Source organism: Limnospira sp. PMC 1279.21, assembly GCF_032349615.1.
In the GTDB taxonomy this organism is placed as follows: Bacteria; Cyanobacteriota; Cyanobacteriia; order Cyanobacteriales; family Microcoleaceae; genus Limnospira; species Limnospira fusiformis.
In genome coordinates this window covers 20,654-45,920 of record NZ_JARPLU010000018.1, presented here as the reverse complement: position 1 = coordinate 45,920, position 25,267 = coordinate 20,654, and the positions used below count along the sequence as shown (strand labels likewise).

The 25,267-nt window shown below is 43.0% G+C and carries 23 protein-coding genes and 2 pseudogenes; 10 read left to right on the top strand and 15 right to left on the bottom strand.

Annotated features, from left to right (window positions below):
- Nucleotides 1-413 precede the first annotated feature (413 nt).
- Nucleotides 414-1,493, top strand: a complete 1,080-nt coding sequence (locus P5683_RS04930) for a PIN/TRAM domain-containing protein (protein WP_006624941.1) — start codon at nucleotides 414-416, stop codon at nucleotides 1,491-1,493.
- Between the two features lie 62 nt (nucleotides 1,494-1,555).
- On the opposite strand, the gene P5683_RS04925 is transcribed toward P5683_RS04930, so the two are convergent.
- The 4 genes from P5683_RS04925 to P5683_RS04910 all read right to left on the bottom strand — a co-directional run bounded on the left by P5683_RS04925 (nucleotide 1,556) and on the right by P5683_RS04910 (nucleotide 6,727).
- Nucleotides 1,556-2,719, bottom strand: a complete 1,164-nt coding sequence (locus tag P5683_RS04925) for a DNA cytosine methyltransferase (RefSeq protein WP_006668258.1) — start codon at nucleotides 2,717-2,719, stop codon at nucleotides 1,556-1,558.
- Nucleotides 2,720-2,785: 66 nt separating this feature from the next.
- Nucleotides 2,786-4,153, bottom strand: coding sequence for a CHAT domain-containing protein (locus P5683_RS04920; protein WP_315639311.1), 1,368 nt, complete (start codon nucleotides 4,151-4,153; stop codon nucleotides 2,786-2,788).
- Nucleotides 4,154-4,450: 297 nt separating this feature from the next.
- Nucleotides 4,451-5,365: a tetratricopeptide repeat protein gene (locus P5683_RS04915; protein ID WP_006668256.1), complete on the bottom strand. Its 915-nt coding sequence runs from the start codon at nucleotides 5,363-5,365 to the stop codon at nucleotides 4,451-4,453.
- 18 nt (nucleotides 5,366-5,383) lie between these two features.
- Nucleotides 5,384-6,727, bottom strand: coding sequence for an S-layer family protein (locus P5683_RS04910; protein WP_315639310.1), 1,344 nt, complete (start codon nucleotides 6,725-6,727; stop codon nucleotides 5,384-5,386).
- 114 nt (nucleotides 6,728-6,841) lie between these two features.
- On the opposite strand from P5683_RS04910, the gene P5683_RS04905 reads away from it, so the two are divergent.
- Entirely contained in the window at nucleotides 6,842-7,459 is a 618-nt protein-coding gene (locus tag P5683_RS04905; protein WP_006624935.1) for a Uma2 family endonuclease, read from the top strand.
- Between the two features lie 18 nt (nucleotides 7,460-7,477).
- Here P5683_RS04905 and P5683_RS04900 read toward each other — a convergent pair whose 3' ends face one another.
- The gene (locus tag P5683_RS04900) at nucleotides 7,478-7,612 is read right to left on the bottom strand and encodes a hypothetical protein (protein ID WP_006624934.1); all 135 of its coding nucleotides are present in this window, start codon (nucleotides 7,610-7,612) and stop codon (nucleotides 7,478-7,480) included.
- Between the two features lie 346 nt (nucleotides 7,613-7,958).
- Nucleotides 7,959-8,372, bottom strand: coding sequence for an EAL domain-containing protein (locus tag P5683_RS04895; RefSeq protein WP_396442555.1), 414 nt, complete (start codon nucleotides 8,370-8,372; stop codon nucleotides 7,959-7,961).
- Between P5683_RS04895 and P5683_RS04890 the strand changes: the two are divergent.
- A pseudogene (locus P5683_RS04890) lies at nucleotides 8,327-8,587 on the top strand (HNH endonuclease); the annotation flags it as partial. The gene P5683_RS04895 and the pseudogene P5683_RS04890 sit on opposite strands and share 46 nt — an antisense overlap.
- Nucleotides 8,505-8,945 carry a sulfotransferase domain-containing protein gene (locus P5683_RS04885; protein WP_315639307.1) on the top strand — a complete coding sequence of 147 codons (441 nt, stop codon included), beginning with the start codon at nucleotides 8,505-8,507 and terminating at the stop codon, nucleotides 8,943-8,945. The pseudogene P5683_RS04890 and the gene P5683_RS04885, both read left to right, overlap by 83 nt.
- A 55-nt stretch (nucleotides 8,946-9,000) precedes the next feature.
- On the opposite strand, the gene P5683_RS04880 is transcribed toward P5683_RS04885, so the two are convergent.
- The 3 genes and pseudogenes from P5683_RS04880 to P5683_RS04870 all read right to left on the bottom strand — a co-directional run bounded on the left by P5683_RS04880 (nucleotide 9,001) and on the right by P5683_RS04870 (nucleotide 9,899).
- Nucleotides 9,001-9,312, bottom strand: coding sequence for an XRE family transcriptional regulator (locus P5683_RS04880; RefSeq protein ID WP_006624931.1), 312 nt, complete (start codon nucleotides 9,310-9,312; stop codon nucleotides 9,001-9,003).
- A pseudogene (locus P5683_RS04875) lies at nucleotides 9,309-9,665 on the bottom strand (type II toxin-antitoxin system RelE/ParE family toxin). Before P5683_RS04875 ends, P5683_RS04880 begins: the two are co-directional and overlap by 4 nt.
- Nucleotides 9,666-9,668: 3 nt before the next feature.
- The gene (locus P5683_RS04870) at nucleotides 9,669-9,899 is read right to left on the bottom strand and encodes a hypothetical protein (protein ID WP_006624929.1); all 231 of its coding nucleotides are present in this window, start codon (nucleotides 9,897-9,899) and stop codon (nucleotides 9,669-9,671) included.
- A 283-nt stretch (nucleotides 9,900-10,182) separates the two neighbouring features.
- Here P5683_RS04870 and P5683_RS04865 point away from each other — a divergent pair, with 283 nt between their 5' ends.
- Nucleotides 10,183-10,380: a PEP-CTERM sorting domain-containing protein gene (locus P5683_RS04865; protein ID WP_315639306.1), complete on the top strand. Its 198-nt coding sequence runs from the start codon at nucleotides 10,183-10,185 to the stop codon at nucleotides 10,378-10,380.
- 13 nt (nucleotides 10,381-10,393) lie between these two features.
- Here the strand turns inward: P5683_RS04865 and P5683_RS04860 are convergent, their stop codons facing one another.
- Entirely contained in the window at nucleotides 10,394-12,952 is a 2,559-nt protein-coding gene (locus tag P5683_RS04860; protein WP_315639304.1) for an EAL domain-containing protein, read from the bottom strand.
- A gap of 182 nt (nucleotides 12,953-13,134) precedes the next feature.
- Here P5683_RS04860 and P5683_RS04855 point away from each other — a divergent pair, with 182 nt between their 5' ends.
- Nucleotides 13,135-13,848 (top strand): DUF928 domain-containing protein, encoded by a 714-nt coding sequence (locus P5683_RS04855; RefSeq protein ID WP_006624925.1) that lies wholly within the window; start codon nucleotides 13,135-13,137, stop codon nucleotides 13,846-13,848.
- Between the two features lie 27 nt (nucleotides 13,849-13,875).
- Here P5683_RS04855 and rlmB read toward each other — a convergent pair whose 3' ends face one another.
- From rlmB to P5683_RS04835, 4 genes are all read right to left on the bottom strand, one after another.
- Entirely contained in the window at nucleotides 13,876-14,790 is a 915-nt protein-coding gene (gene rlmB / locus P5683_RS04850) for a 23S rRNA (guanosine(2251)-2'-O)-methyltransferase RlmB (protein ID WP_315641791.1), read from the bottom strand.
- Between the two features lie 104 nt (nucleotides 14,791-14,894).
- On the bottom strand, nucleotides 14,895-15,245 hold the full coding sequence (locus P5683_RS04845; RefSeq protein WP_174447161.1) for an STAS domain-containing protein: 351 nt from the start codon (nucleotides 15,243-15,245) through the stop codon (nucleotides 14,895-14,897).
- 182 nt (nucleotides 15,246-15,427) lie between these two features.
- The gene (gene carA / locus P5683_RS04840) at nucleotides 15,428-16,582 is read right to left on the bottom strand and encodes a glutamine-hydrolyzing carbamoyl-phosphate synthase small subunit (RefSeq protein ID WP_006624922.1); all 1,155 of its coding nucleotides are present in this window, start codon (nucleotides 16,580-16,582) and stop codon (nucleotides 15,428-15,430) included.
- Between the two features lie 107 nt (nucleotides 16,583-16,689).
- Nucleotides 16,690-18,606, bottom strand: coding sequence for a heavy metal translocating P-type ATPase (locus tag P5683_RS04835; protein WP_315641790.1), 1,917 nt, complete (start codon nucleotides 18,604-18,606; stop codon nucleotides 16,690-16,692).
- Between the two features lie 214 nt (nucleotides 18,607-18,820).
- Between P5683_RS04835 and P5683_RS04830 the strand changes: the two genes are divergently transcribed.
- The 3 genes from P5683_RS04830 (at nucleotide 18,821) to rbsK (ending at nucleotide 20,846) form a co-directional block, all read left to right on the top strand.
- Nucleotides 18,821-19,288, top strand: coding sequence for an EVE domain-containing protein (locus P5683_RS04830; protein WP_006624920.1), 468 nt, complete (start codon nucleotides 18,821-18,823; stop codon nucleotides 19,286-19,288).
- A gap of 250 nt (nucleotides 19,289-19,538) precedes the next feature.
- Nucleotides 19,539-19,874, top strand: coding sequence for a SpoIIE family protein phosphatase (locus P5683_RS04825; RefSeq protein ID WP_223064703.1), 336 nt, complete (start codon nucleotides 19,539-19,541; stop codon nucleotides 19,872-19,874).
- 33 nt (nucleotides 19,875-19,907) lie between these two features.
- Nucleotides 19,908-20,846 carry a ribokinase gene (rbsK, locus tag P5683_RS04820; RefSeq protein ID WP_006624918.1) on the top strand — a complete coding sequence of 313 codons (939 nt, stop codon included), beginning with the start codon at nucleotides 19,908-19,910 and terminating at the stop codon, nucleotides 20,844-20,846.
- Here the strand turns inward: rbsK and P5683_RS04815 are convergent.
- A complete protein-coding gene (locus P5683_RS04815) occupies nucleotides 20,826-22,418 on the bottom strand; it encodes a serine/threonine-protein kinase (RefSeq protein ID WP_006624917.1) in 1,593 nt (530 codons plus the stop codon). The two genes, rbsK and P5683_RS04815, sit on opposite strands and share 21 nt — an antisense overlap.
- A gap of 159 nt (nucleotides 22,419-22,577) precedes the next feature.
- On the opposite strand from P5683_RS04815, the gene P5683_RS04810 reads away from it, so the two are divergent.
- Complete coding sequence (locus P5683_RS04810; RefSeq protein ID WP_315639294.1) at nucleotides 22,578-25,229, top strand: PD-(D/E)XK nuclease family protein; 2,652 nt, start codon at nucleotides 22,578-22,580, stop codon at nucleotides 25,227-25,229.
- Nucleotides 25,230-25,267: the final 38 nt, after the last annotated feature.

The following is a 25,267-nucleotide window of genomic DNA, read 5'->3' as shown; positions in this document are numbered from 1 at the left end:
GAGCCTGGAACTAGCACGCATTCCAGGGTAGGAACTTTAACTCTTGCTCGCTCACGGAGCCAGTTAAGGCTATAGCTGGTCAGCTACCTGAAAGGGGGGCACGAAGCCCCCGTGCTTCAGCCGGGGGTGCTGACAGTGACACTTCTTTAGCTGGACTCTGATCTAATTCTAGCAATTTATAAAATAATTGTTACGCCTCAACCAGCCTCAATCCGCCTCCAATCAACCAATATAGGAATTTATCAACACCCGAAACCTCAGACAGGAAAACCACTAACACCCCCAGACCAGTCGTGATTACCGAAATTACCCACAATTAAATCGGTTAGCCCGTGAAAGATATAATTAAGCAAAATACAAAACCACTCAATCCCTCTAGGGGAATTGAGATTTAATTGGGATTCTCCAGAACTATGCTAGATGCCACCATTATCATTTTATTTATCATAGCAGGAGCCGGAACCGGCTTTTACGGGATAGAACTGCTTCCCAGCAGTGTCCTAGAACAGGTAACTAATATTGAGGGATTACGGTCTGTCACCGCCGCTTTTACTGGCCTAATTGGTATGGTAATCGGTTTAGTAGTGCAAACCACTTATCACCGGGTCGAGGAACAAATCCGCCAAATGCCTCTTGAGGTATTACTCACCCGTTCTATTGGTATGGTAATCGGTTTACTGATTGCTAACCTCATGCTCGCTCCCCTCTTTTTGTTACCCATTCCTAAAGAGGTTGGCTTTATCAAACCCCTGGGGGCTGTGTTATGTAGTGTTCTATTTGGCTACACTGGGGTTAACCTGGCTGATACCCATGGACGGGCTTTTCTACAGCTAATCAACCCCAATAGTTTGGAAACTACACTACTGGCTGAGGGAACTCTCAAATCTGCTCATACCAAAGTTCTTGATACCAGTTGCATCATTGATGGTCGCATTGAACCTCTACTAGAAACTGGATTTCTGGAAGGTAAAATTCTCGTGCCTCAGTTTATTCTGCAAGAATTGCAATTGGTAGCTGATGCTGCTAATGATCAAAAACGGGCGCGGGGACGACGGGGACTTGATATCCTTAACCGTATCCGGGAAGAATACCCAGAACGAATTCAAATTCACTCGGCGGACTATGAGGATATTGCCACTGTAGACGCGAAATTAGTGCGGTTTGCTCAAGAAATTAATGGGTTTCTGCTGACTAATGATTACAATTTGTCTAAAGTGGCAACCGTCCAACAGGTTCCAGTGCTGAATATTAATGATCTCACCCAGGCGGTGCGTCCGTCCTATTTACCTGGGGATATTCTGGAATTGAAAATCCGCAAGGAGGGTAAAGAACCTTCCCAAGGAATTGGGTATCTTGAGGATGGCACGATGGTTGTGGTAGAATCGGGTAGCGAATACCTCGGCGACCAACTGCGGGTAGTTGTCACCAGTTCTCTGCAAACTTCGGCCGGCCGCATGATTTTCGCCCGTCCAGAACATTCTGTGATGGCTTAGTCTAACAGTAGGGTACTAAGACTTAGTACCCTATCTGTCAAATAACCCGATAATTTTTAAGCTCAGGCACTGGTTTTATAATTAAAGGCATTAGCTCTAATTTGCTCAATACCTGATTCTGTATTCAGACTATCTCCTGAGTTTTGGGAGTTATCTAATTTTAAATCTAATTTTAAAATAGCTTCCCCTAATGCTTTGGCTAATAAAGGGGGAACGGCATTGCCAATTTGTCGCCACTGTTGGGTAACGGTTCCGTAAAAGATGAAATTGGGGGGGAAAGACTGAATGGCTGCGGCTTCCCTGGGGGTCAGATAACGGTTTTCTGTGGGGTGATAGTAAGTGGTGCGACTGGTGTTGATGGTGGGAGAATAACTATCTCGCGCTAGGCGTTTAAGTTTGGTTTCCCTAAATCGGGATTCTCGCAGCTTTTCCCAATCTATATCATACCATAATTCGGGGGGTAAATAAGCCTGTTGGTCTGGTTGATAACGAACGCCTTTACCTTCGGGAATATGCTGGATTCTTTGACGTTCTAAATGATTGGGAATTTGGGCGGTGCTGAGGTCGTGGTTGTACGTTTTTCCCTGGTATTCTAACCAATTTTCCCAAGCAAATCCTACGGTTTTAGCAGCAGGAAGAAAGTCTAAATCCGGTTCATTATCTTGAAATTGTGGGGATGGATATAAATTGGGTACGCCGAAACGATTACCTAAAAAAATGGTGCGCCTGCGTTTTTCGGGGACTCCGTAATGATGAGCAGATAGGACCCGGACATCAACAGTATATCCGATATTCTGTAGACAAGTTAAAATTGATGTGAGGGTGTTTTCGTTTTTTCGGGATAATAAACCCGTGACGTTTTCAATGATGATATAGTCGGGTTTAAGTTGTTCAACAAACCGTAGAAATTCTAAAAATAAAAAATTGCGTTTATCCAGATTATTGTTACTCCCAATGGTGGAAAAACCTTGACAGGGGGGACCTCCACAAATTAAGTTAATATGGCGATCGCCAATTAATTCCCTAATTTGCTCGGTAGAAATCTCCCGCAGGTCGCCACAAATTGTTTCCGCTTGAGGGTGATTATTTTGAAAGGTTTGGATCGCAGATTTATCGAAATCGACACCTAACAAACATTCAAAACCTGCCATTTCCAAGCCACAGGACATCCCTCCGGCTCCGGAAAATAGGTCGATAAAGGTTGTTTTAGCGGTTGAGGTGGTCATGGGTCTTAGCCAGGTGTTTGGTCAACATCGGTGTTAGATGATTATACCATCAGTGGGGAGAAATGTTTATAACCAATTACCGACTAAAATATAGGGACTCCAATAAAAGGGATGGCGGAACAAGGAAGTGTTTAAGAGTTTTAATTGCGCTTCCCTGAGTGCTTCGGACTTGTTTAATTGCTTTTGGTTTAAAAATCTGTAGAATTGACTCATTAACTCACTGCTGGCTTGGTCATTCACTGACCAGAGAGTGCCAACTGTACTACGCGCTCCGGCTTTAACTGCCATTCCGGCTAGTCCTAAAGTGGCACGATTATCACCAGAGGCGGTTTGACAGGCGCTGAGAATTAGTAATTCTATGGGAGTACGACCTGTGAGGGTTTTTTCAGTCAATAAACTATCCAATTCCAGAATATTAATACGACTATCCCAAGCTAAAATAAATGTCTCATCTAGCTGAGAACTAAATTGACCGTGGGTAGCAAAGTGAACGATGGGGTAGTTAGTGAATTCTAGTTTTTGGCGGATTAATTGATTGGTGAAATCTTCATTAAGTAGGACTGTGCTGGCTGTTTCTGATTGAATAGTGGCGATTTCTTCAGCTACATAATTCAGGGGACTAAATCCATCTCTTTCTTCGGTTAATCCCCCGGCTAGAACTTTTAAATCTAGCTGTTTGATGGATTTATCGGATAGTAGTTGTAAGCCGGGAGTAATGGCAATACTATAGGTCTCTATGAGATATTTTTCGCCATCATAAAGGGTTGCCATGGGGATATTACGGAAGGAACCATCAGGGACAAAAACAAGGGTTTTAATTTGTTCAGGATTAATTTGATCGGCGATGGGTCTAATTACCCAATTATAGAGTTTTTGTCCTGGTTCATAAAAATCGCGGCGGCTGCGAATAACTAATGCTTCAGAGAGTTGTTTAATGGTGGCTTCTACTTCGGTTTGGCTGACATTAATTTGATGATGAACTAGGGGTTGATTGGGTTTACTGACAATCACATGAAGATTATCTTTTAAGATGATGGGATAGATAACGGCGGCGCTGGGGTCTATTTCATCTATTTTTCTACTGACAATATCTACACAATCAGCCCTAAAAAAGTTATCTAATTCGGCAACTTTTAAAGACTCGATGACATTAATGGCTTGGGATAAGTTATTCTGACTGACAACCTGACCCGGCGGTGTGGTTTCTAAGAGTAAGGATACTAATTCCCGATATACGGGTTCAATACTGTTTTGAAAAGAAAACTGAAACTCTCGACCGATAGAGACGATATCTTGACTTAGGGAACCAATGAGGTTGACAGCTTCTAAGTAGGAAGATATGGCTTTTTCTGGTTTTCCTTGTGCCTTTTGAATGCGACCTAATTGCCATAACCATAAGTAGGAAATATCTGGAGCTTGAATTTTTTGACTCAAGATTAAGGCATCCTGGGTGATATTTTGGGCAATTTGCCATTGTTGGGTTTGTTCATAAACACTGGCTATATAACCTAACCCAAAGGCTTGTGCGCGTTGGTCTCCTAGGTCGATCGCCTCTTGAGTGGCTTGGGTATACAGTTCCAGAATATCCTGCCAAGATGATTGGGGATTTTGTGCTTGTTGAAAGGCTGACCAATGCTTTCCTAGGTTCAGACGATAATAGATAGTTGTCTGGTTTGATGGTAACTGATTTAGGTGATATTTGGTGCGGGGTAATAGTTGACTAAAGGCTGGCTATTGTTGATTTTCAGCAAATAAACTTAATTTAGCGAGTTCTATAACCGCCTGCTGTTGAGGAGAAGGAGATATATTTAGGGCTTGTTGATAATAGTCTAAGGCTGTGGTATAATTTTTACGGTTTTTGGCGACATTTCCCAAACCAATGAGGGCGGTAACTTGTTCGGAGTTTAGGTTTAAATTGGTGGCTATAGTTAAACCCTCTTGTAGGATTGATTGGGCTTCATTAAAACGGCTGAGGGTACTAAGTAGGTTGCCGAGTCGAATGAGGACGATCGCTTTTTCGGGGGAGGTTTCTTGCTGCTGGAGATTGTTGTTAATATCGGCTAACAGTAAAGAAGCGCGGCGATATAATCCCAGTTGCTGTAGGGCTGTGGCTTGATTAATTCTGGCTTTAAACACTCCCATTTCCTGCCGATCGCGATGATATAACTCTTCGGCGGTTTCCCAAGCACTAAAGGCGGCTTCTGGGTTTCCTGTCGCCAGATATAATTGACCTTGGGTATTCATGGCTTGGGCGAAAACAGATAAGCCAGAGAGTCCGGCATTCTCTAATAACGCGATACTGCGCGCGATCGCTTCGGTGGCTAGTTGCCATTTTCCCAGGTGTTGATAAGCCAGAGATAGGTTACTAAGAACCCGCGCTTGGGCTATGAAATATCCTTCGTTTCCGTAGGTTTGCGCGACGGACTCCCAAATAGCGATCGCCTCCTGAAAATCCCCCTGTCGATAGCGATCGCGTCCCCGTTGTTCCTCCTGTAACCCCTGGGAGGCTTGGCTAATTATGGGAGTCTGTTTAGTGGGTACAATTTCGGTTAAACCCGGTTTCCAGATCGTATCTGCTAACAGCAGGCTAATCAATAAACCCAAGAAAATCAGCAGGGTAAAAGTCAAACGCCTAGGATATTTCATAGAATTGGCACAACACGATTAGGGAATTACAGTAGGACGACATTGAGGGTTCAGCCAGGGAATAGAAGGCGAGGAAGAATGAGGACTACGCGCAATTAAACTAACTCGACCATCAGAATGCACCACTAACCCTTGAGCCTCAACTAGGCTAGAATTGCCTACTGTGGGAAAATCTTGGTAAATTGTAGCACTACCTTGTAGATTTGATGATTCTAAAGTTATATTACCCAAATCTTCTAGGGGAGTTTCTCCGGTGTGTATGGTGGTGGGGTTGGGTGGTAAACCGCCGCGTCCGGTGACAATAAATTGATTATTATCCGACCCCGGTAAACAACTAAGAATGACTAACCGAGACGCATCAATGGGTCCGGTGGGTAGTTCAAACAGTCCTTGACTGGGGTCAGCGTCGGGATTATTAATTGTCACTACCCCATCAACCCCAAAGGCGGAACTAACGGTAATATCACTCAAGGGAGTTAATTCTGGGCGAAACTCAATGCCAAAAATCCCCCTAGCTGTGATGGTAATATTACCCCCAGTTCCGAAAAAAGCATTGGCGGTTATATCGCTATTTTCCACGGGGATAGCAAATAGATACTTGGTGTTTAGATCGATGTTTCCGCCATCACCTTGACCGCTATTTCTACCTGCGGTGGCTGATATGCTACTTTGGCGACGGAGGGTGATGGTATCGGCGATCGCCAAACTGATATTACCCCCATTATTAGATGCTGTTTCCGTGGTAATAGTCCCGCCATTGTCTAGTCGCACATTCGGCGCGCTGAGGTGAATATTTCCCCCTTCTCCTTCACTGCGACTTTCCGCAAATAAGCCGCTACGGAAAAAGCCATCCGGTGAAGTTCCGGTAAATTCTACCCCTTGGGAAGCGATAATATTCAGGCTTCCTCCTAACCCTTGATTTTGACTAGATGCGGAAATGCGAGCGCCGTCTAAAATTTGTAATTGTCCAGTTCTTACTTGGATATTTCCGGCGGGTGCGGTTCCTTGACCAAACCGGTCTGGGGTTCCCGTAGAAGTCAATAAGCCGCTGGGATTTTCCCTAGTGGGGGAAGTTCCGACTAACTGGATAGACTCAGCCAAAAGGTCAATATTTCCGCCTAGTCCGTCACCGAGAGTAGTGGCAACTATTTGAGCGCCATTATTAACTTGTAGTTGTCGGGTTTGAATGCTAATATTCCCCGCTTGACCGCTACCTTGTGTAGCACTGAAAATAGTCGCCCCATCACCGGAAATAGTTAATTGATTAGTATTGATAGTGATATCACCAGCTTGACCTGTAGAATCCAGTTCGCCGGTCGTAGATGACCGGCAAAGAGTTCGAGCCCCCGCACCGGAAACCACGGGGTTGAAGCCGGTGTTGCTTGGGTTAGAGGCGATCGCGGCTGATGTCGGTAGAGGGAGTGGGGGCGATCGCCTAAAATTTAACTAGCCTATCTCTACATCGGAGAAGTCAAAATGGTACAGACCCCTCAAACATCGGAAACCGATACCCTATTGCTGGCATACCCCAAAACCCTGAAACTTCACGTCACCCAAGAACAATTTGCCGCCCTAGCCGCCAGTAATCGAGAATTACAACTGGAGAGAACCGCCACAGGAGAGTTAATTGTGAATCCACCAACGGGTTGGGAAACCGGAGAACGTAATTTTAGTATCATTGGGCAATTGTATTGTTGGTACGAAAATTATCAACAAGGGAAAGCATTCGACTGTAACACGGGGTTTATTTTACCCAATGGGGCAAATCGTTCTCCCGATGCCTGTTGGGTGAGTCAAGACCGTTGGGATGCACTAAGCCAGGAACAAAAGAAAACTTTTCCAGAGATTTGTCCGGATTTTGTCGTAGAGTTACGTTCTGATTCGGATACTCTAAAATCGCTGCCAGAAAAAATGCAAGAGTATCTAGAAAATGGCGCAAAATTGGGGTGGTTAATCGACCCGCAACGTCGAATAGTAGAAGTTTATCGAGCCGATTCGGACGTAGAAATGCTATCCAATCCAACTGAGTTATCCGGAGAGAACCTGTTACCTGGTTTTGTATTAGATTTGCGTCGAGTTTGGGGTAAGTCGTAGTAGGAGGGAGGGCATTGCCTACCCGTTTGACAATTCCAGTTGTCCTAGAAAAGTGTCAGGATGGGCGATCGCCACTTGGGTATTGTCCAACAAACGACCGGAACCCGCTAGTTTTTGTCCGAGCGCCATTTCCACAAAGCGATTTCGGCTCAAGGCTTCCTGAGCAACCGTGCCGGATATGGGACTCTGGGATTTTCGGCGGGTGGTGACTAATTTGGAATGCTGCGATCAACATCCTCAAGGAAGCCTTGTGTACGCTAGGGCAAGCGCGAAGGGTCGTAGACCCGTTCGTGAAACGTTGCGTAGCAAACGTGCGACTGAGATTCGACCATTACTCTGGCTTTTGCAATCCTGTCAAAGCCAGTTGGGTCTATGAATCAAGAATCCCCTCCCCTTTAGGCAGGGAGGGGAGTGTCAACTAAGTTCTCTACTGATACATTTACGCGACATTTTTTCGGTTCCGGATAATGCAACGATAGCACCATTACCTGTTTTCGTTTCATGATTGATACAGCGTCCTATTTAACAGGTCTTCCAAGGCTGTGACCGGCAAAGGTTTGGAGAAAAAATACCCTTGTCCGTATTCGCAATTTAGGTTTTTCAAAGTCTGGACATTACCTTCGGTTTCTATACCTTCCGCGACGATATCCATATTTAAGTTATGCCCTAACATAATAATAGTTTTGACAATCTCTGTATTTTGCTGGCTGTCATCCATCCGACGCACAAAGGATTGATCAACTTTGAGGGTATCTATGGGAAAGCGATGCAAATAACTGAGGGATGAATAACCAGTGCCGAAATCATCCATACTCAGTTTAATACCTAGGGCTTTTAATCTTTCTAATAGTGCGATCGCCTCATCGACATGACCGAAATTGGACTTACTGGGCAACCAGAAAAGGACAAGCAATTGACACGCCTAACAGGGTAGCCAAATTACTCAATACGCAAAAAGGCAAGTGTAACTGGTGCGGGCAATACTTTACCCCATCAGATTTAGTTGAGGTAGACCACATTATACCTCGAAGCCAAGGCGGAAAGGATGAATACAAGAATCTCCCTAATCGGTGCGTTAAATCCCGCCATTTCCGAACAAACTTATACTGCCTTACCAACAGGAGTTAGCTGGCTGCAATGTTTACTGAAACAACAGGCAATTTATCAAACTGACATCAGTTTAAACTTAGCTCATCACTTAGCCTTTAGTCAGTATATCCGCTATCTCCCCCAGTGGTTTGAGCAGTTTCCCAGAGAACAGATTCTCGTCCTTCCCAGCGAAGACTTATTTCAAAATTCCCCCGCCACTATGCAACAGATTTACAACTTTTTAGGTCTGGAACATCACCCCTTACCGGAATATCGCAATCTTAATCCTCGAAAATACAACGCCATTAGCCGACAGTTACATCAACAGCTTACAAAATATTTTCGACCGTATAACCAACAGCTTGAAGATTATCTCAGACAAAAATTTAACTGGTAGAGTGGGCATTTCCCACCGCATTGCCCACCCTACGGTTTATCTGCTCTAGTTTCTACTATTCGCCGATCAGAACAAAAGGCTCTTTCTGGGGAATTTTGATCGTAATTTCCAGAGTTCCCCCTAATGCACTGACCACCTCGTGAAGTGTATGTAAGTCCAGACATTCCCGACTTTCCAGTTTTGCTTTTCCGAGATCCGATTCAGTAAAATATTGCTCCAACTCGTCTTCAGACAATCCTAACTTCTCTTGCAGATACTTGAAAGTCAATTCTTCAAGATAAATTTGATCCGCTCTAGCTTTAATCCGTTCCTGTCGTTCTGGAGAAAGTTTGGCTAACTCTGATGATAAGGTTGTATAGTCTTTCATTGTTCTTCCTGCTTCAGTTGTTCAAGATAGTGTTCATAACGTCGCTCTGCTATAGGAATATTTTCCTTGTACCATCGCTTGTTACCCGTTTTGTTGCCACCAACCAGTAAAATAGCTTGTCGTTCGGTATCGAACGCAAATCAAATCCGCCAAGGTTCTCCTTTATATTGAATGCGAAGCTCTTTCATATTCTTAATTGAAGAGCCTTTAAGAGTATCAACTCTCGGTCTGCCCAAAGACGGGCCGAATTCCATCAACAGAATTAAAACCGAAAAGACTTCATCTTGAAGTTCTTGTTCCTGTTGATCAAACCAGAGCTTAAAATCGGGATCGAATATAACATTCCATTTCATAAACTATAACAAAGTCGTTGCCTTGAAAGCATCTAACCGATCCAAAATCTCGAACCCCCGCGCCACATCACCCGGCATTGCCAAGGCTTGAAAGCGTGTCTGATCATCAAACTCAGCTAGTGCAAGCGCCGAGAGTTCTTCCATTAATTTATTCACAATGATGCCACGAGATTGAGCCAGTGCTTTCAGGCGAGAATGTTTTTCATCGGGTAAACGAATCGTTAAAGTTGCCATATTGTACTGACTCCCTAATCAATGCTTCAGGGGAAATAATAGAAAGCTGGGGAAAGATGAGTTCGCGCTGCTGAAACTCTTTAACATTCTGGGTGACAATTGCCTCGCCATTGCCGGCGATCGCTAACTCAATCAAATGATAGCATATATGCCATCATTCGAGGGGGTGGTATGGCGATCGCCAATTAATGGATATATTGGGTTGGGATGTGAAGATCACCAATTTGGATACCATATTTGGCAATCAAAACCAGACTCCAAAAGCTAGAGGGGGTGCAGATATTTGCGTTTACCTTCTGCGGCTAACCAAAATGCTGCTAATAACCGCTTCCGCTGGTGGATGAATTTCAATGGAGAAGGTGATTTAACTGCCAATAACCTGATGGGTTACCAGGTGAGTATACCGGAACCTAATAGCGCGATCGGCTTCTTAGTTTTGGGGATCTTGGGTTTTGGTCTGTTCCGCAAGCGTCATTCTTAAATTATGGTTAAGTTCATGATTGATACAGGGTCTTATTTAACAGGTCTTCCAAGGCTGTGACCGGCAAAGGTTTGGAGAAAAAATACCCTTGTCCGTATTCGCAATTTAGGTTTTTCAAAGTCTGGACATTACCTTCGGTTTCTATACCTTCCGCGACGATATCCATATTTAAGTTATGCCCTAACATAATAATAGTTTTGACAATCTCTGTATTTTGCTGGCTGTCATCCATCCGACGCACAAAGGATTGATCAACTTTGAGGGTATCTATGGGAAAGCGATGCAAATAACTGAGGGATGAATAACCAGTGCCGAAATCATCCATACTCAGTTTAATACCTAGGGCTTTTAATCTTTCTAATAGTGCGATCGCCTCATCGACATCATCCATAATTGCACTCTCGGTAATTTCTAATTTAATACAACTGCAGTCAACCCCAGTCTGAGTCAAAATCTGATCGACACATTCAATCAAGTTAACTTGGGAAAATTGACGGGTTGACAGATTTATGCTTAACATAAAAGGGGGATTTTGGCAATATTTTTGATTCCAGATTGCCAACTGACGACAGCCTTCTAATAAAATCCACTCCCCCAAGGGAATAATTAAACCACTCTCTTCAGAAACTGGGATAAATTCCCCAGGAGACACAAACCCCCGCTGGGGAGATATCCAACGCACTAAGGCTTCAAAACCAGCGATCTGATTAGTTTTTAAATTCATAATCGGCTGATAATACAGTTGAAATTCTTGATTTTTAATGGCTTCTCTCAGGTCGGCTTCTAGTTGTAACTGCTGCAAAGCATGAGATTTCATGGTGGAGATATACACCTGATAACGACTGTTTCCCAAAGCCTTGGCGCGATACATGGCTGTATGGGCATCTCTTAATAAATCATTGGCAATTAAATCTTGATTTTGGTTACTATACGCAATGCCAATACTGATGGTGGTATATACCTGTTGACCGTTGAGATAAAAGGGCGCGGCGAGAGCTTTTTGCAGTTTATTTGCCATGGCGATCGCCTGGTCAATATTCTGGATATTCGGCATCATTACCGCAAATTCATCCCCGCCAACTCGCGCCAAAATTGTCTGAGAATATAAACACTTTTTCATGCGTTGGGTAGTGGAAATTAGCAGTTGATCACCGATGGCATGACCAAAACCTTCATTGATGAGACGAAAGCGGTCTAAATCTAAAAACAACAGGGCGATTTGGGTATATTTAGACTGATTACTAAGGCGCTGAATTTTTTGATTGAGTAGGATCCGGGTAGGTAAATCGGTAAGAATATCATAGGATAAACCATAAATAACTTTATAAGCCAAGACAATTGCACCAGTAAATAATAAGCCTAAAGCTGGGGGAATTAGGGGAATCCATCCCTTTTGACAAAATACTATAAAACAGATAGTCCATAGAGCGATCGTGCTGATACTAATTAGTAATCCCAAAGACAAGGGGCGATGAAATTTGACTACCAAAATCCCCCCAAAAAATGACCAAAGCCACAACCATAAAACCTCCCCCCACATGGGCAAGAACCAAAATAAAGATTCTCCTTCTAAAATCACTTTCAGAATTTGGCTAATCATGTAACCATGAATCATTACTCCTGGCATTAAATGATGAGTAGTTTTAGCCGCACTAAAAGGGGTGGGATGCAGGTCTCTTGAACTGGTGGCTGTTGTGCCTATTAACACCACTTTATCCTTGACCAAATTCCCGTCAATTTCTCCCTGTAATAGCTCGGTAATGGTGATAGTTTTAGCTATTTCTTTGGTGTGATAATCCATCAATATTTGTCTACCCCCAACTTCCGATGCGGGTAGTTGATAGCCACCAGAATTAGATCTGATAGCCGGAAAAATAGTTTCGTCTATTTGCAGTAAGCCGGGTTGTGCATCAAGGATAATTGGGTGATTTTTGAGAGATTCTAAGTATTTTTGGCTAACTTTTACGCCAAAAGAATAAAATTCTTCCCCATCATAGCGAACATACATTAAGTTGCGGCGAATAGTATTATCTAAATCAGCAACTAAATCGTTAAAACCTACTTGATTAATTGATATATAAGGCGGTGGCTCAACTCTTCCAATTTGTTGAATCGCAATAATATTATCTGCTTGGAATTGTTCAAAAATTTGTAAATTTCCAGGGGGTTGCGGAACATCTCTATAAATATCAAAACCAATGACTCTAGGTTGGTATTCTTGCAGTTTGGCTAAGGCTTGGGCTAAAATTTCATCGGAAAACGGCCATTTTTGGTTGGCTTGAATATCTGCTTCTGTAATCTCTACAATTAATAGGCGAGGGTCAGGAATATTATCACTATTTAAGCGCATGATTCTATCAAAGGATTCTAATTCTAGGGGTTGTAAAATTCCCCAATACCTAATCCCCGATATTAACCCTATGGTTAATAAACTGGCTAATAGAATAGTAATTAGCTGTTTTAGTGATGGCAAATGCGCTTTTATCGGTCTATACTGATTTAAGCATTTGAAGATACGACGACAAAAGCCATTGAGTTTAGGCTGCCAATGGTGGAAATACATGGTAATCATGATGACTTACTTGTTTTTATTTATCCTCAAAATAGTTGATCATCCTGACGATTGAGTTAACTATGGCGCTTAATATATTTAACTGACCATGGTTAAGGATCAGTAATTTGACTGATGGCTGTCTGTTAATGACCTTGCTATAATCATAATGTTCGGAATCAGGAAATAATCGGGATATAACTATGAAACTTAAACTTTTTGCGGGTCCGATAGGGGTTATCCTCGGTACGGTGTCTCTGTTAGCGGTTTCTATGACACCACCTTTAATAGAATCTGTGCTAGGTGATGATGATCAGCCCCCAGGTCGCTTGGTGGGAGGAGGGACTAGGAGTGGCAACCCTAATTGTAGATTTGATCAAACTCCCTTGATGGCGATCGCTCCCTCTCGATCAATAGGATTAACCGCTCAAGCCTCTCCTAGGTTATATTTTTACTTACCTGCCATGGAAACGGTCCAAACGGCAGAGTTTGTGCTGATTGATAACACCAATGACACAGTGATTTATGAAGAGACCCTGAAAATCGGAGGTAAAGCTGGAATTATGGGTGTGACTATACCATCACACAGCACTCAAAACATTAAAACCAACAATAATTACAAGTGGTACTTTTCCATCGTTTGTAATCCTGATGACCGTTCGGAGGATATCATAGTCGAAGGTGGCATCCGGTGGGCAGAAATAGACCCAGCATTGGCTAGTCAAATTAACCAAACCAGTCCACTGGAGAAGGTGGATCTATATTTGAAGGCTGGGCTGTGGTTTGATGCTATGTCAACTTTGGCTGAGTTGCGGTCTCATGGTAATCCTGATCCGGCAGTCTCAGAGGCTTGGAGTAAACTATTGGAATCGGCGGATCTGGGCGTTTTGGTTCAAGAACCTGTAATTACCGAATAATTTACTCCATATTTTCAGCAGCGATCGCTATTGACTCTGATTCTGATTCTGATTCTGACGCTGGCGGAATATCTCATAAAGTGCCATACCAGTGGCTACTGAGACATTCAGACTAGGGATTGTTCCTTGTAGGGGAATAGAAAGTAGTACATCGCAGTTTTCGGCGATCGCATGACTCAATCCTTCCCCTTCACTACCAACCACCAGAACGATCGCTCCGGTTAAATTGGCATTATACAGGGGTTGAAATTCCCCGGCTACTGTCCCATAAATCCAAAATCCGGCTGATTTGAGTTCAGTTAGACTACGGTTAAGATTGATCACCCGCGCTACCGGGAAAGTCTCTAAGGCTCCGGCCGCTACTTTCATCACTGTAGCATTAATACCAACAGCCCGGCGCTGGGGTAGAATCAAGCCTTGCGCTCCGATCGCTTCAGCGGTGCGAACGATCGCGCCTAAGTTGTGGGGGTCAGTGATACCATCAACCGCGACTAGGACAGGCTGGCTATTGGCAGATTTAGCCTGGGTAATGAGGGTGGTTAAATCCCAATATTTATACGGTGTAACCTGTGCGACAATTCCCTGATGGTTAGCGCCTCTGGTAATTTGGTCTAGGCGCTGATAGCTGGCTCCGTCTACAATAGCACCTTTAGCTTTCGCCTCTTGTAAGAGAGGTTGAAACCGGGTATCCGATCGCAATTGGGAAATTACCCAAACTCGGTTAAGCGATCGGCCGTTTTCTAAGGCTGCTAAGACTGTGTGGCGGCCATAAATTAGATCTTCCTCTGGCGGTTCTGTCTCTGCTGAAGCCACAGGGCGATCGCGACGACGGGGATGGATAGCTGGTTTATCTTCCCGAGGAGAATGCGGTGGCTTAGAAGAAGGCTTAACCTTTCCTCGGTTCGAGCCAGATTTGCGATGGGGAGATGAAGGAGGTCTCATTAAAAAACCCTCGAAGATTAGGCAATTTTTAATCAACAAATAGTAGGACCGACAGAGAAACCCCCTATCGGTCTACTGGAAATAGGTAGACTCCTAGCAGTCACTCAACTTTTTTTTACCGCCGCCACAGCATCCTCAACGGTTTGCTGTAGAGATAGAAACTTTTCTAAACGAACCAGTTTCACGGTTTGGGTGACGCGAGGATTAGAAACAATTTGTAAAGTTCCTCCGTTAGTCTGAGCCTTCTTGACGAGTTGTACCAAAGCGCCCAAACCGGAACTGTCTACGAAGTCTATCTGGGAAAGATCCAACACAATGTGTTTTGGTCCATTATCGATACACTTGGACATAATTTTCCGAAACGTACCTTCTGAGAAGGCATCGAGTAATCCGGTCAGACGAAATATTTGATAGTTATCTTTAACGTCGCGAGTCCCTCTGAGGCTAACGGTCAGGTGTAGTTGCTCAGGAATAGCCCCCTCCTAACTGGATAGCACATATACTGCTTTATTAGTATATTCCATTTTTGCCATAATTGTCTATGGTATCTGATTCGGTTGGATCAAATTTGAGATTAGCAAGAGACAGGGGGACGAGCGATCGGCTTGTCCCCCCAATAACCTGGCTGGCTAGGTAATTACTTGCCTTTTTCCATTTCCTTAACGAACTGCTCAAACAGATAATCAGCGTCGTGGGGACCGGGACTGGCTTCTGGGTGATACTGCACTGAAAATAGCGGTAGGGTTTTGTGCTTGAGACCAGCAACAGTGCGATCGTTCAGGTTCAGATGGGTTATTTCTACATCCTCCGCTAGGCTATCAGGATCGAGAGCAAAGCCGTGATTTTGGCTGGTAATTTCCACCTGACGCTTTTCTAAACCAGCAGGTTGGTTTAATCCCCGATGTCCGAATTTTAGCTTAAAGGTTTTCGCACCTAGGGATAAACCGAGGATTTGATGTCCCATACAGATCCCAAATACTGGTTTGTTACTTTTCAGTAACTCCTGGGTTGTGGAAATACCTTCGGAAACGGCCGCCGGGTCTCCTGGACCGTTAGAAAGAAAAATGCCATCGGGATTATATTTGAGGATCTCGGCGGCGGGAGTGCTGGCGGGAACTACGATCACCCGACAACCATAACTGGCTAGGCGACGTAGAATATTACGCTTTACTCCAAAGTCAATGGCAACTACTGTATAACGGGGTGGGGGTGTTGGGCTGTCTTTTGATTCCAAGCTGGGGCTAAATTCCCAAACTGTATCGGTGGACTCAGACCACTCGTAGCTCTCTGGTGTAGTTACTTCTTTAACTAGGTTCAACCCATCCATATTGGGAGCCTGTTCGACTAAGGATAATAATTCTGCGGGGTCGAGAATTTCCGTGGATATGCCACCATTCATGGCCCCGACAGTTCGCAGTTTGCGGGTTAAGGCACGGGTATCTATGCCATAAATGCCGGGAATATTATGTTCTTTGAGATAGTCGGGTAAGGATTGGGTAGAACGCCAGTTACTGGGACGGGTGCAAATATTACGGGCGATCGCGCCTCGGACTTGGGGTCTTTGGGATTCTTCGTCTTCTGGGTTAACTCCTGTGTTCCCTAATTCAGGATAGGTAAAGGTGACAATCTGACCACAATAACTTGGATCAGTCAAAACTTCCTGATAACCTGTCATTCCGGTGTTAAACACCACTTCACCTAAAACTGTACCTGGAGCGCCAAAGGACCAACCTCGATAGCTGGTACCATCAATCAGAACCAGTAAAGCTGGTTTAGCAGAGATAAGGGACATAAAAGCCAATTTGCATCTAAACTTAATACCTCCCTATTCTGCCAGATATCTGACAAACCGCTGATCGTTGAGTTTTGATTGCATGACAATTCAGCGGTGGAGGGCTATCAATTAACTGGTTTCCCAAAGATGCGGGTAGCGTTGAGAATGGCTAATAATGCTACTCCCACATCGGCGAATACTGCTGACCAGATGCTGGCTAGTCCGAAAATTCCTAAGATGATAAAAAAGCCTTTAATTCCCATGGCTAAACCGATGTTTTGCCAGACAATGCGGCGGGTTTTTCGTCCGATGGCGATCGCACGACTGACATAAGAGGGAGAATCGGTCATAATTACTACATCGGCAGTTTCAATGGCTGCGTCTGAACCCATACCTCCCATGGCTATACCTACGTCAGCCCTAGCAATGGCTGGCGCATCATTGATTCCATCTCCGACAAAGGCAACTTTACGATGATCTGGACTTAGTAGTTTTTCCAGTTGCTTGACTTTATCTTCGGGCATTAATTCGGCATAATATTCATCAATATTTAAGGTTTTGGCTAGGCGATCGGCTACGGTTTGATTATCTCCGGTTAGCATGACTATTTTCTGCACTCCTTGTTTTTTGAGGGCTTCAATAGCAGCCACAGAATCGGGTCTAACTTTATCGGCAATTAGGATATATCCGGCATAGCGATAGTCTACGGCTAGATGAATTACTGTGCCGCCTACATCACAGAGAGGATGGTCGATTTTTTCTAAGTGTAACAGGCGATCGCCTCCCGCAATTACTGTCCGATTTTGCAGTTTGCCTTTCACTCCACAGCCGGGGATTTCTTGATAATCTTCGATTAAGGTTTCGGTAGGTGAATCTCCATAGTATTCACGAATTGCTTGGGCGAGAGGATGGTTAGATAGGGATTCTATTTGGGCGGCAATCTCGATTAATTCTGCTTCGTTAAAGTGATGATGAGGGACGATTTTTGTCACCTCAAATACGCCAGCCGTCAGGGTTCCGGTTTTGTCAAATATCACGGTTTTAACGGCAGCTAAATCGTCTAAAAATGTCGAGCCTTTCACTAAGATTCCCTGCTGGGCTGCTCCTCCGACTCCCCCAAAGTAGCCTAGAGGAATGCTAATTACTAAACCGCAGGGACAGGAAATTACTAGGAGAATTAATGCCCGCGAAAACCATTCTTGAAAACTGCCCAAATTGACTAGGGGAGGAATTAAGGCGATCGCTATGGCTAAACTTACCACAATTGGGGTATAATAACGGGCGAAGGTGGTGATAAATTTTTCGGTTTTGGCTTTCCGACTTTGGGCGCTTTCTACTAATTCTAAAATTTTGCTAATCGAAGATTCGTTAAATGGTTTGGTTACTTTAATGGTTAGTAGTCCGGTTTGATTGATGGTTCCCGCTAGGACTATTTCTCCGGGTTTAACGGCACGAGGTAAGGATTCTCCGGTGAGGGGTGAAGTGTCAATTTGGGAGGTTCCAGATATGATTTCTCCGTCTAAAGGGATTTTTTCTCCGGCTTTGACGACAATACTACTGCCGACATTTACTAACTGCGGAGACATGGTTTTTATTTCGCCATTTATTAGCAGGTTTGCATTGTCTGGACGTACTGCTAATAATGATTTAATTGAACGCCGAGAACGCTGCACAGAAAACTCTTGGAAACCTTCCCCAATTCGATAAAATAGCATGACAGCCACGGCTTCGGGAACTTCATTAATAGCAATGGCGCACAGGGTGGCTAAACTCATTAAAAAGGTTTCATCAAATATCTGACCTCGCCAGATATTCTTTCCGGCGCTGACTAAGATTTCCCAGCCTGTGAGTAAATATACAGGAATTAATACTATATATTCCCCCCAACCCCAAACCGCGAGTTTGAGCCAATTGTTGAAGATTAAGGCTAGGATATAAATGGCGGTGATTATTGCCAGGGGTATCACTTCGGATACCAGATTATCAGAATGGCGATCGTCTCCATTGCATGAACAGCAGGAACTCTGTTGATTATCAGTCATTGTGTGGGAGCCAAATCTTTCTATACTATCATTTTTTGGGGTGATTTTTAGGGACTTATCTTAAATCATTATTAATATTATACCAGCCATGAAAGTCGATGCTCAACTCTAACTAGAGATTAGATTAAGAAAAATTAAATTTTTGAGAGTCGCTTCCGAAAGACGGCTAGGATTAAAGTAATTGTAGCATCATGGCCAGCGGGAGTTGGGATCAATGGTTTATTGGTTGATCAAATCTGAGGAAAAAACTTATAGTATTGACCAAATGCAGTCGGATACAACTTGTATTTGGGATGGTGTTCGTAACTACATGGCTAGGAATTTCTTGCGGAAAATGCAAGTTAATGATTTGTGTTTTTTTTATCATTCTAATACCAAAATTCCGGGGATTGTCGGCTTGGTGCGAGTCATTGAATCTGATATAGTTGATCCTACTCAATTTGATGAAAATAGCCCCTATTATGACCCGAAAGCTACGGCTAACCATCCTCGTTGGTATACGGTCAGAGTAGAGTTTATTGATAAATTTCCCCAGATGATTTCTCTTGGCGACCTCAAACAGCAATTTGATCCTGATGACTTGTTACTGGTGCGGCGGGGTAATCGTTTGTCTGTCATGCCGATTCGAGTGGATATTGGCGATCGCATTCTACAATTGAAAATTAGCCGATCTGTATCTTAGATAGGATATAATTAAGCTGTTTATTTTAGGTAAAATTAACCCATGACCGTCAACACACCCCCCTGATGGCTGCAATCCGAAACATCTAATATTGTAGCTGAAATTGCTCTGATAATTCGTCAGTCACTCCAGCTTGACGAGTTATGAGAATGTGGCTCGGATGAATTGTGCTCAAAATTGAACTCTCATGCTGTTAGATTATTGTCAGGGATGATTAGAAATTAGTGGCCAGCATGAACAAGCGATTTGACTGCGATCGGGTGATGATCCTCAAGTAGAAATTATAGATACCATTGATTTAGGATTTCCTGTGGGTTTGGAACCAGATATTAGTCAATTTGTCCATAAAATTACGGTTAGACTAAATCCCCAAGATGTGCTAATATTATTTACAGATGGGATTACTGAGGGGGAAAATAGCTATGGCCAACATTATGGCATTGACCGCTTGTGTGAAGTGGCACTATGTCATCATGAACAGACATCTGAAGACAGAAAAAATGCCATTGTTTCTGATGTTTTTGAGCATATTGGTCGTCAGCGAATATTTAATAATATTACCTTGATTATTTTAAAGCAAAAATAATCCCCTTAATCACCCCAATATTAACAGCAAACTATGAGTATTTTAGTTTTTGGCAGCATCAATATGGATCTAGTGGTGCAAACTCCTCGACTCCCTCAACCTGGGGAAACTTTAACCGGATATAATTTTTTATCGGTAGCAGGTGGAAAGGGTGCAAATCAAGCCGTAGCAGCATCGCGGTTAGGGGCAAAAACTGAGATGGTAGGAAGAGTTGGCGGGGATGCTTTTGCTCAAGAACTTCTGGAGGGATTAAAAGCTAATCGCGTCGGTTGTGAAGGGGTTTTGCGCGATAATTGTACCCATTCTGGTTTAGCGACTATTGCAGTAGATAATAACGGCGAAAATCAGATTATTGTTATTCCTGGTGCTAATGGTTGTGTTGGTCCAGAAGATGTGCAGAGACTAGAACCTTTATGGGAGGAAGCAACATCTTTATTATTGCAATTAGAAATTCCCCTAAAAGCAGTGGAAGCGGCTATTCATGCGGCTAAAAATGCGGGAGTGAGAGTAATTCTTGATCCTGCCCCAGCCCCTGATGTTTTCCCTCAACAATTATATCCGTTGGTGGATATTATTACCCCCAACGAAACGGAGGCGAGTCAACTGGTGGGCTTTGCGGTCAATAATGTAGAAACTGCCCAAAAAGCTGCGGATACTATGTTGGATTTTGGGGTAAAAACTGCTGTAATTAAGTTGGGGTCTAAGGGAGTATTTTGGGCGACTAAATCTGAATCTTTTTGGGTTCCGGCTTTTGCGGTTAATGCGGTGGATACTGTGGCGGCGGGAGATGCTTTTAATGGGGGAATGGCGGCGGCTTTAGACGAAGGGCGATCGCTAAAGGAGGCGATTCTCTGGGGGGCGGCAACGGGGGCTTTATCGACTACCCAGGTAGGGGCGCAGTCTTCTCTACCCGATCGCCAAGCCTTAGATGATGTATTGATGCCGCCCATGTCAACTTTCACGATTAATTGATTCCCAATTAGAGAGGCGATCGCGAACAATTCCCCGCCATATTTGAATTAAAGGTTCAGCTTCTATGGAGCCTTGATCACGTCTTTCTGGGAAGAGTTGATAGAATTGAGTATCGGCTAAATTAAACAGTTCAGCCGTGCTAAGATTAAGGCGGTTGGCTGTACTAATCCAACTATTTAGATCGGCTTGGGTATAGGTTCCTAAACCTTGTCGAGATTCATAACTGAGGGTTTCTAACTCATTTAAGACTTCATGGGCGATTTGATCCCAACGTTTTCGCCAAACGAAATCAACAGGATCATTAGTTAATAGTCGCCCTTGTTGTTGGGGGTAGCGAAAATAAAACTCTTCATTGACTAAAGTCATAAAAAAGTTATAATTAACACCTAAATGGCGACGGCGATCGCGTAATATTTCTATCCTTTCAAGTTCGGACATTTTACCAAATTCATCTTTGGCTGTTTCCATAACAAAAAAGCGATCGGCCCAAACATTACCCACCCACCAGCCAAAACTACCCATTACCACCATTGACAACAGGACTAAACTCGCCATTTTCAACCTAGGAGAAAACTCGAATTTGGTTATTTGTTGAACAGTAGGAGGACTAAAATTAGCCACAGGGGGCTGGTTTTTTGGGGGCGGTAATATGTCAGGGGTGACTGACTCTGGTGGCGGTTGAGTGGGAATAGGTTGAGGAGATATTGAGATCTGGTTAAGATCCTGTAAAATTTGACGCGCGGAAATATAGCGATCGCTAGGTTGACGTGCTAACATTTTATGAAAAATCCGATATAACTCAGGATTTAAAGTTAGATATGGTTCCCATTTCCAAGTAGAATTATAACTATCAATAAGTTGTTGAGGTTCTTTACCAGTTAGCAACACTAACAAAGTCGCCGCTAAAGAATATAAATCGCTATGGGGATAAACAATACCCATCTGCATTTGTTCATCTGGCGCATAGCCGAACTTTCCTAATCGAGTGGCGGGGCTGGGGTGTAAACTCTGAGAAGACCACTCGGAATTGATGTGCGCTTTCATCAGTTTTACACCTCCAAAATCAATCAAAATTGGCAACCCATCAGAGTCTCTGCAGATGATATTATCGGGGGAAATATCACGGTGAATAACTCCTAATGAGTGGATATAATCCAACACTGGCAGCAATTTTAACAGAATTTCGGTGATTTCAGCTTGGCTAAAAAATTCACCTTTTTGCAGTCGCTCTTTGAGTAATTCTCGGCAAGTGAAACCCTGGACATAATCCTGAACTACAAACATATAAATTTGACCGCATATTTGTTCCTCAAATATTTCTTGAAATCTGGGAATTTGCGGATGTTTAAGTTGGTAGAGAGTTTGCGCCTCCCGTTGAAATAACTCTCGGGATTTTTTTAACTCATAATTACCTTTGAGTTGGGGTGCGAATTCTTTTAACACGCACAACTCATCAAAGCGGTGTTGGTCTTTAGCTAAATAGGTGCGTCCAAAGCCACCATGACCTAATTCACGAATGATCAGATAGTGGTGGCGGAGAATTTGACCTGACAGCAGCGCAGTATTAATCATTTTGGGAAGTTCAAGGGATTAACTCAGCATTCAATTTGACGGTCAGCCTTGACTAATGTTACCAGAAAATTGGGAAATGTTAACAATCATCAGCACCTATTTGACTAGAACAGCCACTTATGGGTAAAATTATCATACTGTCAACGAGTGTAATTAATTATGCGATCGCTTATTGTTAATCCCCACAATTTAAACCATCTACCATCACAAATAACTACTATTACCCCAACTCAACCAGTAGCCCGTTGTTTAAAAGTCCCTTATAAATCTTTAGACAAGCTGGCTATCAAAACTATAAATAATCATGAAATTACCATAGCGCCAGTGTTAACTATGGATCGAACTTGGCGGCGCATTGTGGCTGAGAATATCAACAGTAATGACCCTGATGGTATCGCGAAAATGTTAATACCCTCCCGCCAAAAACTCTTAAAATCTGGAGTAGACTTAAACTTATTAACTCATCATAATTCTCGGAGAATTAGGGATTTAGCCCAAGTGACTAATCGCTATAAACAAAAATTACAAAAGCAGGGCTATATTGACCAGGATCAATTATTTTGGGAAGCCATTAATTATCAAACCCAAGCACCAACTCCAGCACAAACTTTATTAATTTATGGTTATTTTCAACCTCAACTTGATCAGGTAAAATTTATTAACCTAGTAGCAGGGGAAGGTAGCATCTGGGTTTTACCGACAGGAACAGAGGAAATTTTTGCCAAAAATCGAGAGGCGATCGCCTATTTAGAGAGTAAAGGATGGCAGGTCAATTATCAGGAAAATGATGATAACTTTAGCTTAGGAGAAAAACTGCAAAACTGCTTTTTGGGTAAAGGGGAACTTCCCCATAAAGTCCAATGCCATATTTACCCAAATTTAGAGGCAGAAATTAGGGGGGTTCTCTCCCAAGTTAAGCAGTTAATAATAGATGGAGTCTCAGCCAGTAAAATTGTCCTAGTGACCCAGGATGAAAAAACCTATGCGCCTTTATTATTAGATATTGCTTGGGAATATCAGTTACCACTGCGATTATTTTATAAAATTCCCTTGCGGAATATTCGCCTGGGGTATTGGATCGCATTATTGATAGAAGTCATCGAAAATAATTTTCCCTTTGAGTCTACCGCTAAACTTTTGCATCATCCTTTAGCCCGATATTTAACATATAAACAATGGTTAGAAGCGCGACAAAAGCGACCAAATAACCTAGCTGAATGGGAAGAATTAGGGTTAAATTTATCATTATTAAAATTCCCCCAAAGCGATACCCTACCAAATTGGGTAGACCGGATCAAACAAGTTTTAAAATTCTTTGATATCCGCAAAAATAGCAGCCAATGGTCTCGGGAGATAGTCGCCTTTAATCAACTAGAAACAGCTTGGCTGGAATTATCAAAACTTGATGGCGATCGCCTTAATCGACAAGAGTTTTTTCAAGATATTTTAGAGATAATCACCAAGCTAAAAGTCCCCATGCAACCAGGAAAAGGAGGGATAGAAGTTCACACCCCATTATCTCTACAGGGTGCGAGTTATCCCCATGTTTTTTTAATCGGTTTTCAGGAAGGTATCCTACCCGCAGCCATTGAAAATGATCCAGTTTTAGACTTTTACGAATCCCGGCGACTATCTCAATTCAACATTACCCTAGAAACGGCTATAGATATCGCCCAACGGAATGAATTATGTTTTTATGAACTATTAAGAATACCCACAAAATTTTTGACTTTTTCTTGTGCCGAACAGCATCACAAAAAACCGCTGTTACCTAGTCCTTATTCTACCCGTTTAGGAATAGAAACAACTCCCCCACCCCTATTAAATTTAGCCAGTATTGAGGAAGCTAGACGCTATTACTTACAGCAGCCAGACCAGTTATCTAATGATGTTATAGTTAATGATATCATCAAAAATTGGCAAGTTGAACAGCGCCGAGAAAGTGGCGAATCTCCTGATGAATATGATGGGGTTATTGGCATAGGAGTTGATTATCAAAATCGGATTTTTAGTGCATCGCAATTAACGGCATTAGGTCAATGTCCGTTTAAGTGGTTTGCCACCTATTTACTATGCTTAAAAGAACCATCGGAAGCGGAAGCAGAAATCACTGGCAGTCTCCGAGGTCGGTTATATCATCGCTGCTTAGAAATTTTGTTAAAAGACATCAAAACTCAAACGGATTTAAGGCGGTTAGACATACAAGATATTAACCAAGCATTATCTCAGGCAGAAGCCGCGTTACAAGCTGAAGAAAATGTGAATTTTGACAAGTTTATAGGTTGGGAAGCGCGCAGATTAGAAGGTTTAAATATGTTAGAATTAAATTTACAAGCTGAAGATTTTTTGCAGGCTAATGCCGAAATTATTAGTCGTGAAAATTACTTTGATGCTGAATGGTATGGGTTAAAGGTAATTGCTAGGGTCGATCGCATTGATCGCACCCCCACGGGTCTATTAGTGTTAGACTATAAAACTACCAGTAGCTCACCATTGGGAATTAAAGATGATTCTGGAAAAGCCAAAATCAATATTCAAATGCCATTATATCAACAGGCGATCGCCCAAAACTTTAACGAAGTCCCAGAGGTAGATGTCAAGTTGTATTCTCTTAACAAACAGCGTTACTTAAAGGCGAAATTAACCGAACCCGCCATTTTAGAAGCCTTTGCCGAGGAGGTTAAACAACGCCTACAACAGGGTAATTATCCAGTAGCGCCAGACCAGAAACAGCAAGTCTGCCAATATTGTGAATTTGACTCTGTTTGTCGTAAGGGTAACCGTCTAAGTCGCCAAAAATCATCAAAATAATTCCAGATTTTTCGTCAATTTGTAAGGATTAATTAACC

Coding starts and splice junctions, on each gene's coding strand:
- P5683_RS04930 (WP_006624941.1), top strand. CDS start 414: ATGCTAGATGCCACCATTATCATTTTATTTATCATAGCAGGAGCCGGA.
- P5683_RS04925 (WP_006668258.1), bottom strand. CDS start 2,719: ATGACCACCTCAACCGCTAAAACAACCTTTATCGACCTATTTTCCGGA.
- P5683_RS04915 (WP_006668256.1), bottom strand. CDS start 5,365: ATGAAATATCCTAGGCGTTTGACTTTTACCCTGCTGATTTTCTTGGGT.
- P5683_RS04905 (WP_006624935.1), top strand. CDS start 6,842: ATGGTACAGACCCCTCAAACATCGGAAACCGATACCCTATTGCTGGCA.
- P5683_RS04885 (WP_315639307.1), top strand. CDS start 8,505: ATGAATACAAGAATCTCCCTAATCGGTGCGTTAAATCCCGCCATTTCC.
- P5683_RS04880 (WP_006624931.1), bottom strand. CDS start 9,312: ATGAAAGACTATACAACCTTATCATCAGAGTTAGCCAAACTTTCTCCA.
- P5683_RS04870 (WP_006624929.1), bottom strand. CDS start 9,899: ATGGCAACTTTAACGATTCGTTTACCCGATGAAAAACATTCTCGCCTG.
- P5683_RS04860 (WP_315639304.1), bottom strand. CDS start 12,952: ATGATTACCATGTATTTCCACCATTGGCAGCCTAAACTCAATGGCTTT.
- P5683_RS04855 (WP_006624925.1), top strand. CDS start 13,135: ATGAAACTTAAACTTTTTGCGGGTCCGATAGGGGTTATCCTCGGTACG.
- rlmB (WP_315641791.1), bottom strand. CDS start 14,790: ATGAGACCTCCTTCATCTCCCCATCGCAAATCTGGCTCGAACCGAGGA.
- carA (WP_006624922.1), bottom strand. CDS start 16,582: ATGTCCCTTATCTCTGCTAAACCAGCTTTACTGGTTCTGATTGATGGT.
- P5683_RS04835 (WP_315641790.1), bottom strand. CDS start 18,606: ATGACTGATAATCAACAGAGTTCCTGCTGTTCATGCAATGGAGACGAT.
- P5683_RS04830 (WP_006624920.1), top strand. CDS start 18,821: ATGGTTTATTGGTTGATCAAATCTGAGGAAAAAACTTATAGTATTGAC.
- rbsK (WP_006624918.1), top strand. CDS start 19,908: ATGAGTATTTTAGTTTTTGGCAGCATCAATATGGATCTAGTGGTGCAA.
- P5683_RS04815 (WP_006624917.1), bottom strand. CDS start 22,418: ATGATTAATACTGCGCTGCTGTCAGGTCAAATTCTCCGCCACCACTAT.
- P5683_RS04810 (WP_315639294.1), top strand. CDS start 22,578: ATGCGATCGCTTATTGTTAATCCCCACAATTTAAACCATCTACCATCA.